12 protein-coding genes are annotated in these 13,213 nt (G+C 52.5%); 3 read left to right on the plus strand and 9 right to left on the minus strand.

The window, feature by feature from the left end; genetic code table 11:
* Window positions 1–46: 46 nt before the first annotated feature.
* The 8 genes from pepQ to JFC11_RS14010 form a co-directional block, all read right to left on the minus strand.
* Window positions 47–1,336: a Xaa-Pro dipeptidase gene (gene pepQ / locus JFC11_RS13975; RefSeq protein WP_038483568.1), complete on the minus strand. Its 1,290-nt coding sequence runs from the start codon at window positions 1,334–1,336 to the stop codon at window positions 47–49.
* An 85-nt stretch (window positions 1,337–1,421) separates the two neighbouring features.
* Window positions 1,422–2,333 carry a LysR family transcriptional regulator gene (locus tag JFC11_RS13980; protein WP_198349802.1) on the minus strand — a complete coding sequence of 304 codons (912 nt, stop codon included), beginning with the start codon at window positions 2,331–2,333 and terminating at the stop codon, window positions 1,422–1,424.
* A 49-nt stretch (window positions 2,334–2,382) separates the two neighbouring features.
* Complete coding sequence (locus JFC11_RS13985; protein ID WP_198349803.1) at window positions 2,383–3,444, minus strand: ABC transporter ATP-binding protein; 1,062 nt, start codon at window positions 3,442–3,444, stop codon at window positions 2,383–2,385.
* Window positions 3,441–4,457 carry an ABC transporter ATP-binding protein gene (locus tag JFC11_RS13990; RefSeq protein WP_095604194.1) on the minus strand — a complete coding sequence of 339 codons (1,017 nt, stop codon included), beginning with the start codon at window positions 4,455–4,457 and terminating at the stop codon, window positions 3,441–3,443. The genes JFC11_RS13985 and JFC11_RS13990 overlap by 4 nt, the downstream gene beginning before the upstream one ends.
* A 7-nt stretch (window positions 4,458–4,464) precedes the next feature.
* Entirely contained in the window at window positions 4,465–5,409 is a 945-nt protein-coding gene (locus JFC11_RS13995; RefSeq protein WP_038483577.1) for an ABC transporter permease, read from the minus strand.
* Entirely contained in the window at window positions 5,406–6,455 is a 1,050-nt protein-coding gene (locus tag JFC11_RS14000; protein ID WP_120387078.1) for an ABC transporter permease, read from the minus strand. The genes JFC11_RS13995 and JFC11_RS14000 overlap by 4 nt, the downstream gene beginning before the upstream one ends.
* A gap of 151 nt (window positions 6,456–6,606) precedes the next feature.
* Complete coding sequence (locus JFC11_RS14005; protein ID WP_095604192.1) at window positions 6,607–8,178, minus strand: ABC transporter substrate-binding protein; 1,572 nt, start codon at window positions 8,176–8,178, stop codon at window positions 6,607–6,609.
* 326 nt (window positions 8,179–8,504) lie between these two features.
* A complete protein-coding gene (locus JFC11_RS14010; RefSeq protein ID WP_083003374.1) occupies window positions 8,505–8,891 on the minus strand; it encodes a glutaredoxin family protein in 387 nt (128 codons plus the stop codon).
* Window positions 8,892–9,133: 242 nt separating this feature from the next.
* Here JFC11_RS14010 and mpl point away from each other — a divergent pair, with 242 nt between their 5' ends.
* The 3 genes from mpl to JFC11_RS14025 are packed head-to-tail and all read left to right on the plus strand — an operon-like array spanning window position 9,134 to window position 11,807.
* Window positions 9,134–10,519, plus strand: coding sequence for a UDP-N-acetylmuramate:L-alanyl-gamma-D-glutamyl-meso-diaminopimelate ligase (gene mpl / locus JFC11_RS14015; RefSeq protein ID WP_120387075.1), 1,386 nt, complete (start codon window positions 9,134–9,136; stop codon window positions 10,517–10,519).
* Window positions 10,516–11,181 (plus strand): flavin prenyltransferase UbiX, encoded by a 666-nt coding sequence (locus JFC11_RS14020; RefSeq protein WP_038483587.1) that lies wholly within the window; start codon window positions 10,516–10,518, stop codon window positions 11,179–11,181. The genes mpl and JFC11_RS14020 overlap by 4 nt, the downstream gene beginning before the upstream one ends.
* Window positions 11,182–11,183: 2 nt before the next feature.
* Window positions 11,184–11,807, plus strand: coding sequence for a LysE family translocator (locus JFC11_RS14025; RefSeq protein WP_198349847.1), 624 nt, complete (start codon window positions 11,184–11,186; stop codon window positions 11,805–11,807).
* Window positions 11,808–11,817: 10 nt separating this feature from the next.
* Here JFC11_RS14025 and JFC11_RS14030 read toward each other — a convergent pair whose 3' ends face one another.
* Window positions 11,818–13,209 carry a bifunctional DedA family/phosphatase PAP2 family protein gene (locus tag JFC11_RS14030; RefSeq protein WP_198349804.1) on the minus strand — a complete coding sequence of 464 codons (1,392 nt, stop codon included), beginning with the start codon at window positions 13,207–13,209 and terminating at the stop codon, window positions 11,818–11,820.
* Between the last annotated feature and the right edge of the window lie 4 nt (window positions 13,210–13,213).

A 13,213-nucleotide genomic window follows, 5' to 3' on the forward strand; every position in this document is an offset into this window, starting at 1 on the left:
GTCGCCCGGCCTGGGGAGTTGATCCTTGGGTCGGGCGTTTTGTTGATCAGGGGGTCAAGTTTTTGAAGCCACTCTCTGTGACAACGACGTTATCTTCAATACGGATGCCGCCACAGTTGGCTAACGAATCAACGACTTTCCAGTTAATCGGTAGTGCCTTGTCGCGCAATGGAGCCAGCAACATAGGGATATAGTAGAACCCAGGCTCTATCGTTACTACCATGCCAGGGCGCAGCGTACGGGTTAAACGTAGCGCTGGGTGCTGTGCAGGAGCGGGTGAGGGCGTTCCATCTGGATGGCGAAGCCCGGCCACATCATGAACCTGCAGCCCTAACGAATGCCCTAAACCGTGTGGGCAAAAAGCTCGCGTGATTCCCTCATCAATTGCCTGTTCTGCGCTGCCCTGAAAAAGGTCATTGGCAATCAGAATATCTGCCAGCAAACGATGCATTTGCTCATGTAACGCAATGAACTCGATGCCTGGAGCAACGCTTTCCACCAGCGTGTCTTTTACATGATGAATGCCGTCAATTAAATCGCGATAGATGCCAGGTGCGTCTGGGCCTGCATAAGTGCGTGTAATATCAGCGCAGTAACCGCGAAAACGGCGACCAGCGTCAACCAATAGGCTATATCGTTGCGTGGGACTGTTTAGGTCATAGTGTTGGTAGTGTAATACGCCCGCATGATCATTTAGCCCAATAATGTTCTGGTAGGGGACATCAGACTCCCGCTGCCTGCTGGCAGCTAGGTAGGCCAGTTGAATATCTAGCTCAGCCGATGCGCCAATAAAAGCAGCCTGCGCGGCTTGATGTCCTGCTATGGCAAGCCGGTTGGCTTCGCTTAAACAAGCTATTTCATAAGCTGTCTTCAACATGCGCAGTTCATCGAGGGCCCTAACCAGAGGTTCGGGCTGATACTGTGCGTCTAGTGCTTGGCGTGTGGTGGCCTCAATATCACCGATCACGGCAGCGCGACCGGCTAACGTTGGTGTGGTCTTTTCGCTACACAGGTGGATATCAAACTCAGTTACCCATGGTTCTTCAGGCAGGCGAGTAGGCAAATGCCAGAAATCTGCTGGCGCATACAGATACAGCTGTGGGCGCTTGCCGGCTTGAATCACCAACCAACTGTGCTGAATATCGGCCATGCCTACCCAGTGCATAAAATGGCCGTAAGTTTGGAAGGTTGGCGTTTGGTCGTCGCCAAAGTGTGCGCTAGCGTGGCCGCTATAGATGGCTAAGCTATCGAGACTGTGACTGGTTAACAGGTCTGCATAAGCTTGCTGTAAATGCGCTAAGTGTTCGCGCTGCAGGTTAAACAAAGAGGCTGACATGCAGGTGGTGTCCTTTTTTTCAATGGCGGCTTGGCTAGTGTCTCAGGGTACGGTATCAAGTCGGGCTATTACTTTAACTACGGGCTTAACTGCGGGGTGGAGCAAGCTCACTCCACAGGCTATCCAGCTCTGCGTGATGCTGGTTTTGGTGCCGATATAGTCGTAGCTCCATCGGAACATCCCAGCGGCTATCGCCGGCTCTGATTAATGTGCCGTTGGAGAGCTCAGCGGCTATGTTGCGTTCGGGTAACCAGCTCATGCCATAGCCGAGAAGCACCAGCTCTTTAATACCTGCCGCATAGAGATTTTCACTTTGCGCCGTGAGGTAGGTGCTTTGCGGTAAGCGAGCGAGATGCGCCTTTACTGCTGAGCCCAATAAGCCGCGCTTTGGATAGGCCAGCCATGGCGCGGGTTGCTGTCGCGAGCCGGGTAGCAACGCGCACGGTGTGCCATTCGCATCTAGTCCTGTGACAGGAATCAAACGCTCGTGGCCAATGACCCGATACGTGCAGGCACTGGTATCGATATCTAAATCGCAACGCCCGATTGGCCAATAGCAGATAGCAAGATCGCACTCTGCCCGACCAAGTGCTTGAAAATAGTCGTTTGCCACCCAGCCAGTTGCACGCAAATAGGGCTGTATGCGCTCTTGCCAGCCCGTAGCAGCAAGCCATTCTGGCAAGAACTGCGGGAGTAAGCTCTGTGGAGCAGCCACCATGATGCGGCGCTGCTGCCCGGCGCTAATTTCGCGCACGCGGTCACGCGTTAAGCGCACGCGATCAGTTACCTGCTCGCACAGCGTCAGGAACTCCTCTCCCGCGGGGGTTAGCGAAAGTGGCAACGTCTGCCGGTTGATCAGCGTCACGCCCATCTCTTCCTCAAGTAATTTAATGCGCCGAGAAAATGTGGGCTGTGTAACGTGCTGCTCATCCGCTGCGCGAGAGAAGTGTCGCGTTCTGGCCAGGGCGATAAAGTCTTCTAGCCAGCGAATTTCCATGTCTTACCTCGTCGTGCTGCCAAACGTGATGCTGTCGTTAAAATTGGCGTCATAGGCGGCCTTCTTCAACAGCGTGGCACGCAACGCGAGTGCCGTCATCCTGCGTTTGCAGGGTAGGGATTTCCTGATGACAGCGGGCGTTGGCATAGGGGCAACGGCCATGGAATACGCAGCCGCTCGGTAAGTTGACCGGCGTAGGCACTTCTCCGGTAAGACGAATATGCTGGGGGCGATCATCTTTTAAGCGTGGAATAGCGGATAGTAGCGCCTGGGTATAGGGATGGCGCGGTTTAGCAAATAGCGTTGCCGTTGTGGCCACTTCACACACCGTGCCTAAATACATCACCGCTACGCGGGTACCAAAGTGCTCAACCACTGCCAAATCGTGGGTGATAAATAGATAGGTCAGGTTACGAGCTTGTTGGGCCTCCATCAGCAGGTTGAGCACTTGCGCCTGAATGGAGACATCCAGTGCCGAAATGGGCTCGTCGGCAACAATAAACTCAGGATCAACGGCTAGGGCGCGTGCTATGGCGATACGCTGGCGCTGACCGCCGGAAAACTCATGCCCAAAACGTTTGCCCCAATCGGGGTCTATCCCCACGGACCCCATAACGTCTTGGACCTTGTCGAGTATCTTCTCTCGGTTCCAGTCTGGGTGGTGCAAACGCAGTGGTTCTTCCAGCGTTTGCTGAATCGTCATCCGTGGATTAAGCGAGGCATAAGGATTTTGGAAAATCATCTGCATGCGCTTGCGATAAGGCAATAGCTGACGAGAGCTCAAATTATCAATGCGCTGCCCGTCATAGCGGATTTCACCCTCTGTGGGGGTGAGTAAGCCCATTACCGTGCGTGCCACGGTGGACTTACCGCAGCCAGATTCACCGACCACGCACAGTGCTTCTCCGCGTTTGATATCAAGGTTAACGCCATTAATCGCGTGTACATGCTCTTGATGACGCACCAGCTTGCCGCCTTTAAAGCGCAGCTGTTCCAAAAAATCCCCTGATAATGAAAAGCGCTTCTTAAGGCCACGAATTTGTAGCAACGATTCGCTGCTCTCTTCATTTTGCGTGGGCGCAGCGTGGCGAGTTTCGACCTGAGCACTCATTGTGTTTCCTCCTTCAGGCGACGATCTTCAAGCATTTCAGCCACCATATGGCAGGCGACACGGCAATTGCCGGATTCGACAAATTCAGGCACTTGCTGGGTGCAGGCCGGCCGTGGTTGACCATCTGCCCTATTGATGAAGTCGCAGCGAGGATGAAACGCGCAGCCGCTAGGTAAGTTAGAGAGTGATGGCATGCTGCCACGGATCTGGTTGAGCTTTTCACCTGGGGTCGCCATTTGTGGTAACGCGTTGATCAGCCCTTGGGTATAGGGGTGCTGTGGATCGTTGATGATTTCCCGTGTGAGGCCTTGCTCAATAACGCGACCGGCGTACATAACCAGCATGCGCTGGGTGACCTGACTCACTACCCCCAGGTCGTGGGTGATAAGAATCAGACCCACGTTGTGCTGTTCGCATAGCTCAAGCAACAGCGCCATGATTTCCGCTTGGATGGTCACGTCCAGGGCGGTAGTCGGTTCATCGGCAATGATAATATCAGGGTCGAGCAGTAGGGCGATGGCGATAATAATACGCTGACGCATACCGCCAGAAAGCTCGTGGGGATATTGATCCAGGCGTGTTTCTGGCGATGGGATTTGTACCTGTTGCAGCTTGTCCAGGGCAATCGCGCGGGCTTCTTTGGTGGAGATCCGTCGATGGGCTTTTAAACACTCGACCATCTGCTCACCAATCGAGAGCACGGGGTTCAGCGTCATCATCGGATCTTGGAAGATCATCGAGATGCGGTTACCGCGTATTTTGCGCAGGCCGCGCTCAGACATGGTGTTAAGCGTCTGGCCTTCAAATTTAATGCTGCCACCCGCTATAAAGCCGGGTTTGGCGATTAGGTTAAGTAGTGAGAAGGCGGCCACGGATTTACCCGCGCCAGATTCGCCTACGATACCTAAGCGCTCGCCGCGCTCCAGGGTGAAGTTGACATCGCGTAGAGCGCGCACTTCACCTTGGCGAAGGGCAAAACGTACATCGAGTTGAGAGACTTCAAGTAGTGCCATGGTGTCCTCAGCCTTTATAGAGTCGTGGGTTCATGACATCACGTAGCCAATCGCCCAATAGATTGATAGACAGCACCAGCACAATGAGTACTGCTCCAGGAATTAGGGTGATCCACCAAGACCCCGATTGGATATAGTCAAAGCCCGATTTGATGAGTGATCCAAGCGATGGGTGGGTTTCGGGCATTCCCAAGCCTAAAAATGACAGCGCAGCCTCTGAAATAATCGCGTTAGCAATTTGCACCGTTGAGATAACAAAAATCGGCGACATGGTATTAGGCAGCACATGGCGGAACATAATGCGTTTGCTACGTAGCCCCATAACGCGTGCAGCATCAACGTACTCTTTGTTTTTCTCAGCCAGTACTGAAGCACGCACCGTACGTGCATACTGAGGCCATTCGGCTAACCCGATAATCAAAATAAGCATGAGTACGGCATATTGGCTGTAGAACGCGCTGCCCATAGTGGCTTTCACTAGCGCGCCCACCACGATAGCGACCATCAAGGTGGAAAATGACAGCTGGATATCGGCTAAGCGCATCAAAAAAGCATCAATGCGGCCGCCTAGGTAGCCTGCCATTAAGCCGAATGTTACGCCGAGCAGTGCTTGAAGTATGACCGCGCCAAAGCCAATCAGTAGCGATACGCGGGTTCCGTAGAGAATAATCGACCATAAATCGCGCCCCTGGGCATCGGTGCCTAGGCTGTAACGCTCATCGGCACCATCAATCCAAAAGGGTGGCAGCTCGGACGACATAATGTCGATTTGAGCCAGATCATAAGGATCGGTAGGGGCTAGCAATGGGGCTGAAAACGCTGCGATCACTAAGCAAATAAATACTGCGAGGCACAGTTGAGCCGTGCGGTCGCGTTTGAAGCTGTACCATAAATAGGAGTCGCGCAGGCGTTCCCAGCGGCTGGGTGCAGTCGTTGTTGTGGGCGTTGTCATGCGGGCTTACCTGTTAGTTTTACGGTGGGGTTAACGAAGCCGTAGATCAAATCCACAATGGTGTTCGTCACCACGAAAATGACGCCGACAATCATCAGGTAGGTAACAATCAGCGGTATATCGGCTCGGTTAATCGCATCAAGGAACATCAGCCCCATGCCCGGCCATTGGAAAACGGTTTCGGTCAAAATGGTGTAAGCCACCATGGTGCCGATCTGTACGCCGCCAACGGTGATAACCGGCAGCATGGTGTTCTTAAGCGCGTGCACAAAGTAAACGCGTCGCATTGAAATGCCTTTGGCTCGGGCATACTTCACGTACTCTGACTGCAGCACTTCCATCATTTCTGCGCGAATCAGGCGGATAAACAGCGGCAACATAATCGATGCTAGTGAAATAGCGGGCAGTACCAAATGCTGTAAACCGTTCCAAGTCGCCAGGTTGGTGTCCCAGTGGCCTACCACATGTACTAAGTCATAGCCACGGCCAAACGATGGCATATTGCCTTCTGTCGACAGCAGGCCATTTAGCCAAGCTCCCCAACTGGTACTTTCAGGAAACAGAGTGATAGTGATACCAATCGCAAAAATCTGAATCAATAAGATGGCGGTCAAAAACACCGGTATCGAAATGCCGATGATCGAAGCGCCCATAAAAAAACGTGATATGGGAGAGCGAGGTTTTATCGCGCTATAAACGCCGATTGGCACTGAGAAAAGCACAATAATCAGCGTAGCCGCAAACACCAGTTCAAGGGTTGCGGGCAAATGCCGGGCGATAACCTCCAGCGCAGGTTCACGATAAAAATAAGAGTCGCCAAAATCGCCTTGAACGGCGTTTTTCGCAAAGCGTGCATACTGAACTATAAACGGATCATTTAAGCCCAAGCGCTCGCGAATGGCTTCACGCTCGCTTTCGGGAACCGACTGACCGACCATCTGTTGTACAGGGTCACCCAGGTTATCCTGGATGGCGAAGGCCAGTACACTGATGACAAACATCACCAATATCGCGTGCATCAGGCGCTTGATTAAAAAAGCAATCATGGCGTACGCCACCTATGTCATAGGTTTAATAGAGAGTTAATTGCAAGTTAGGGCGAAGCCTATGATGAGGCTGTTGACCACATACAACGCTTCGTCCCCCAAAGCTTTGGGGAACGAAGCATCCTTGCACGTGTGAAAGTAAGCGTGGCAATTAGCGACTAATTACCAGATCACCTAGATAGGGGAAGTCTAGGGCGTTAACAACCGGCTCGATATCAACGCCGTTAGCTGCACCATAGGCAAGGTTCTGCCAATGCAGCGTGATGTAGCCCACGTCTTCATAAAGCATGGCTTCGGCTTCACGCAGCATTTCATTGCGTTTTTCGAGATCGGTTTCGCTATCTGCCGCAGTCACAAGTGCGTCGATTTCTTCGTTGCAGTAGCTGCCGTAGTTGTACTGGCCAGCGCCAGTCTCTTCATCAATACAGAAAGAGAGGTATTGGAAGAAGTTGGCGGTGTCTTCGGTGTCAGCGTGCCAGCCAATCATCGCCATGTCGGAAGCGCGCTCGTCATACTCAGGCCAGTACTGGGCAAGCGGCATGGTGCGCAGATTAACGTTAATGTTAATTTGTGCCAGCATGTTTGCCACTGCTTGAGCGATCTGAGCATCGTTCACATAGCGGTTATTGGGTGCGATCATGTCAACGCTGAACCCTTCCTCGTAGCCCGCTTCTGCCATCAGCTCTTTGGCGCGTTCAATGTCATAACGAGGCACTAAGTCAGGGTTGTGGCCGGAATAGCCTGCGGGAGAGAACTGGCTTGCTGGCGTCGCGAAGCCGCGCATTAAGCGGTCGGCAATACCTTCTTGGTTAATCGCCAGATCAACAGCTTGACGCACACGTGCATCCTGGAAGGCTTCAACGCGCTCTTCGTTCATTTGGAAGCCAATGATGCGCGTACCATCCACTTCTACTAGGTTGGCGTTACCGGCTTCGCGAACACGGTCCAGGTCGTTGGGCGGGACGGCATCGATAAAGTCAACGCCGCCTGACAGTAGTGCCGCCACGCGTGAAGCATTCTCAGCAATAGGTGTCAGGACAATTTTAGAAACGTTGCCTTCGCTTTCGGTATCCCAGTAATCCTCAAAGCGTTCAAAATCAACGCGGACACCTTGGCGGCGTTCAGTGATAATAAATGGGCCTGTGCCCGATGCATTACGCGATGCAAATGAGTTGCCCGCTTTGACGATTTCTGCTTTTTCATTGCCGCTTTCCGTTTCACCCGTGTAGAACTCGCTATCCATCGGGAAAATGTAAGTCGCAAGGTTGAGCAGTAGCGGGTAGGGCTCAGTGGTTGTAATTTCGACAGTGTAATCGTCAACTGCTTCGGCGCCTGCGACGGGCTCAAAAATAGCGCGATAATCGGGGCTCTCTTTCAGGCGCTCAATGGTCCATACCACGTCTTTGGCGGTGAAATCGTTACCTGAGTGAAACTTGACGCCTTCACGCAGCGTCATGCGTGTCGTGGTTTCGTCTACCTGTTCCCATTCGGTCGCCAGGCGCGGCTCAAACTCGAAATCTTTTGTCCAACGTACCAACGGGTCAAACGCTAAGTGTGAAAGGCGCAACATGCCGCCAGATAACTGCTCGTGGATATCGAGGGTTTCAGGATCGGCAGAGTAACCAATGCGCAGGGTTTCTGCGCTCGCGGTCATGGGCAGCATCGTCGTGCCTGCAACCACAGCACCAATAACAGAAGCCAGTAGCGTTTTCTTAAACGTCATAATGTTTCCCTTTGTATTGTTTATTGTTCACTTTGCTGGCCAAAGCAAGTGTGTTTAAAAACAGTGTGTTTAAAAGCTAAGTGCTCTTAAAAACCAGCAAAACAGACACGGTCAGCTTGCAAGCTGTTCTAACAATATTCTGTTCTCTTTAAACATAGAGAGTGGGGGGCGCGTCATACAATCGAAATAATGAGAGGTATCATTCATCTGCTGAATGACAGGGCTGGGCACGGCATTAAGAGGAAAGGAGATTAGACGAAGGTGTAGGGAGTGTGAGCCGCTATTTAGGCGCTTCTGCTCAATAGCGGCATCTGTATAAAGGTGTTTTAAGCGAAATGTTGGTGCAACCAGCGGTTAATGGCATCTGACTCGTAGAGCCACTCTTCACGGCCGTCTTCATGATTAATTTTTAAACAAGGAACTTTAACCTTGCCACCGCCTTCTTGAAGGGCTTTTTTATGGGCAGGGTCTAGCTGAGCATCGCGCAATTCGATCTTTAGGCCCAGCCGAGCGATTTCTTTGCGTACTTTGATACAGAAAGGGCATGTCCGGAACTGGTAGAGGGCTAGGTGTTCACAGGCGGCATCGACTTTCGCTTGCTCTTCCTCGGTACGCTCTACCGATTTAGGGGTTGAAAGCTTCTCTGAGATCAACATGACGGGGGCTAGAATAAGGCGAACACCTCTGAAAAAATAGCGAATTAAAACGCGCATCGTAAGCTCCCTCGGTAGCACTGACACTGGTCAGCGATAAGATATGTATGAATGATCGTATTTAAGAGATCATGAGCAAAAAGGTAGCCGCATCCTGCATCAAACTGGGCGTTTTGTCACTTCTGAACGAGCTTAGGCGCTAGCTTTAAAGCCAAGACCTGCCTTGAACTAGATGAGCAAGTTAACGTTGCATGCTAGTCTCAGCAGCTTAGTTAACTGGTTAAGTAAGGAGCGCTTCACCTATGCGTCTGCATATTATGGGTATCTGCGGCACTTTTATGGGGAGCCTGGCTTTGCTAGCGCGGGAGTTAGGGCATCAGGTGAGCGGCTCAGATACGAACGTTTATCCTCCCATGAGTACCCAGTTGGAAGAGGCAGGGATCACCTTGATGGAAGGGTATCGCGCCGAAAACCTTGCTGATCAACCTGCACTTGTCATTGTAGGAAATGCGCTATCGCGGGGTAATCCCGAAGTCGAGGCGCTGCTAAATAGCGGTTTGCCCTATACCTCAGGTGCTCAGTGGTTGGCTGAACATGTACTGCCTGGCAGGCAAGTCATTGCTGTTGCAGGTACTCACGGTAAGACCACCACTGCCAGCCTTTTAGCATGGCTATTGGAAAGCGCTGGCTTAACGCCTGGGTTTTTAATTGGCGGCGTGCCGCGTAATTTTGGCGTGTCGGCACGCTTAGGTCATCACGACAGCCCCTTTATTGTCGAGGCTGACGAGTACGATACGGCGTTTTTTGATAAGCGCTCTAAGTTTGTTCACTACCGCCCCCAGATTGCGGTGATGAATAACTTGGAGTTTGACCATGCCGATATATTCCCTGACCTTGCAGCGATTGAGCGCCAGTTTCACCATTTGGTGCGAACTGTGCCGAGCCAAGGCTGCTTGCTGGTTGCTGATCAACAGCCAGCGCTGGAGCGTGTTCTGGCAATGGGGGCATGGTCGTCGGTCGAGCATTTCGGCACGTTAGAGAGCAGCGAGTGGCAACTGCGTTTGGAACGTGCTGATGGTAGTCGTTTTCAGGTACTCCACATCGGGGCAAACAGCGAAGAGGACGGCGTGGTCGAGTGGGCGTTAACCGGTGAGCACAACGCGCGCAATGCACTCGCGGCACTTGCTGCAGCGAGCCGTTGCGGTGTGAATCTCGCTCGCGCTTGTGCCGCTCTCGCGCGTTTTAAAACACCCCGTCGGCGTCAGGAAATCATCGGTGAAGTGGACGGCGTACAAGTTATTGATGACTTTGCCCACCATCCAACAGCGATTGCAGCGACGTTAAAAGGGTTGCGCGCAGCCACCACCAAAGGGCGACTACTCGCGGTGATTGAGCCACGTTCCAACACCATGCGTTTAGGCGCTCTACGTGCCCGACTAAACGAGAGCGTTGCCGATGCGGATGCAGTGTTCTGGTTTCAACCGGCAGGGCTTGATTGGTCAATGGAGGCGTTAGTGGCTGAACAAGGCGAGAGCGCTGAGCTATATAGCGATATAGATGCACTTGTTAAGGCGGTTGTTGCTCACGCGTCGCCACTCGACCGTATTGTTGTTATGTCAAATGGTGGTTTCGAGGGCGTTCACCAGCGTCTATTGAGTGCGCTATCTGCCAAGGAGCAAACTGAGTGACAGACTTTAAACCTCCGGTGACGGTGGCGCTGACAGGTGCTTCAGGGGCGCAATATGGCCTGCGCTTGATCGACGTACTGGTGGCCTCAGGGCATGAAGTGTGGGTAATGATCTCCAAAGCGGCGCATATGGTTATTGCCACTGAGACGGATGTGTCGTTACCCGCTCAGCCAAAACGCTTAGTAGAGGCGCTTACTGAGCAGAGTGGTGCCAAGCCCGGTCAAATCCGCTGTTTTGGGCGTGAAGACTGGATGGCGCCCGTGGCATCGGGGTCCGGCGCTCCCTCTGCGATGGTAATTTGTCCCTGCTCTACAGGCACGCTGTCAGCAGTCGCAACTGGCGCGAGCAATAACTTAATTGAGCGTGCCGCTGACGTTGCCATCAAAGAGCGGCGGACATTAGTCATGGTGCCGCGTGAAAGTCCATTTTCCCCTATTCACCTAGAGCACATGCTGGCGCTAAGCCGCCTGGGTGTCGTGATTTTGCCTGCGGCCCCCGGCTTTTATCATCGCCCAGAACGGATAGAAGATTTGATCGACTTTGTGGTCGCCCGGATACTCAATCAGTTAGGTATTGCCCACCGCCTTGTACCGCGTTGGGGAGAGGGCCATGAAACCACGTCGAACGATACAGATAACGAAGTAAACAGCACGGAAGAGTAATGATGATGTCATGGGCGACGCTGTCAGTGTTTGTACCCACTTTTTTGTTCGTTTCACTAACGCCGGGAATGTGTATGACGCTGGCCATGGTGCTGGGCATGACCCAGGGAGTGAAGCGAACGCTGTGGATGATGATAGGCGAGTTAGTTGGTGTTGGTATTGTGGCCGCCGCTGCAGGTGCTGGTGTGGCCGCGTTAATGCTACGACAGCCAGAGCTGTTCATTGCGTTTAAGTGGGTAGGCGGCGCTTACTTAGCTTATTTGGGCATTATGATGTGGCGCTCTAGAGGGCGTATGGCTATTCCTGCCGAACTGAATGCCGGACCTGCTGCAGGGAGAGTGCAGTTGGCTACTCAGGGATTAGTCACGGCAGTGGCCAACCCTAAAGGCTGGGCCTTTTTCATGGTGCTGTTGCCGCCGTTTTTAGATGGCAGTCGGCCACTTGCGCCTCAGTTAACCCTGCTGATTGCGGTTATTTTAGTGATCGAGTTTGCCAGCATGCTGGTGTACGCCACTGGGGGGAAAACGCTGCGTAACGTGCTAGGCAAAAGCGGCAATGTACGGTTGCTTAACCGTATTGCAGGGACACTAATGATTGGGGTGGGTGTCTGGCTGGCCCTGGGATAGCACCGAATGGCTAGACAGGTGGCATCAGGATAATTCGCAGGACTACCAGCGCGATGGTGGATGCCATTAGTCTGCCCCACGGGCAATGAGGTAAAGGAGCTCTAACGCGTCGCTGCCAATTCAGCCGAATGAGGGCGCATACCAGCAAGCCCAAGAGCGCGCCGCCGATGAGATCACTTAGCCAATGAACGCCTAATATCAAGCGCGATAACGCCATGGGTGTTGCTAAGATAATGGCCAGCCAATAAACCCAAACTCGTTGTTTGCGGTGCAATTCTGCTGCAATGAAAGCCGCTGCTAGCCCTACAACAACAACCGTCGTGGAGGTGTGTGCACTTGGGTATGAAAATGAGCCAATTAAGTACTCTGGTGTTGCTGGTCGAGCACGCTCAAAAACCATTTTTCCTATTGTGTTGAGCAGCGCAACGCCACCGATGGCAAAGACCCAATGGCAGAGAGCATCGATGCGTTTATGATGGATCAGCCAAACGACCAAAGGCAAAAGTAGTGCGCTAATCCCAAGTGCATCCCCTATTTTAGCTAAAACTAAGCTGATTAACTGAAGTGGTTCATTGGTTAACCAGCTAAACAGTCGCTGTGCTTGTAGGTCTATTGCCAGCGGGTCTTGATGATTGATTACTAGCAGAGTCCAGGCGGAGACACTTGCCAACGTGATCAAAAACAGCAGTAACGAGGCTAGTGGCACTTCATCATTAAGGCTCATTGAGAGCCACGATCGACGCATAAAGGGGATGCGGCGAATAAGGCGTGCTGTTGCCAAGTAGATAAAGCCATGGCGCCCAACCTGAGCTCTTCCCCAGGAAAAAACCACCGCAAGCACGACGATGCTGGCGCCTAATGTAATGATTGCCGTTTCAATGTTTTGGGGGAGGTTGAGGTGCTGTTGCCAGGTTCTTCCTAGTAAGTAGCCAGGCAGCACATAAGCGGGAGCCCACAGGGCTGCGGAGGTGATATTGGCCCACAAAAAAGTGCGCTTTGGCATCCGCATCATACCTGCAATAAGCGGAATAATGGGGCGGACTGGGCCTACGAACCGGCCAATAAATACTGAATGGATACCATAACGGTTAAAAAAACGTGCGCCGCGTTCCAGCCATTCTGGGTGCATGGATAAAGGCCAACGGTTAGTGACCTGTTCACGATGGTGATAGCCAAGCAGGTAGCTAATGCTATCCCCCAAAATTGCGCCTAGTAACGCAGCGCCGATTAGCCATGGTAGGGCAATGGCTTCATGTCCCGCCACGGACGAAGCTGCGGTAATTAACACAACACCAGGCACCAATAAGCCAACCAGCGCAAGGGATTCAAGCAGTGAAATCAGTGCAACCAGCAGTAATAACATGACTGGCGAGAGTGGCAGGGCAAAAAGCGTATCAGCCATGAAA

Origin of the sequence: Vreelandella alkaliphila, from assembly GCF_016107625.1 — a bacterium.
Classification (GTDB): domain Bacteria; phylum Pseudomonadota; class Gammaproteobacteria; order Pseudomonadales; family Halomonadaceae; genus Vreelandella; species Vreelandella alkaliphila.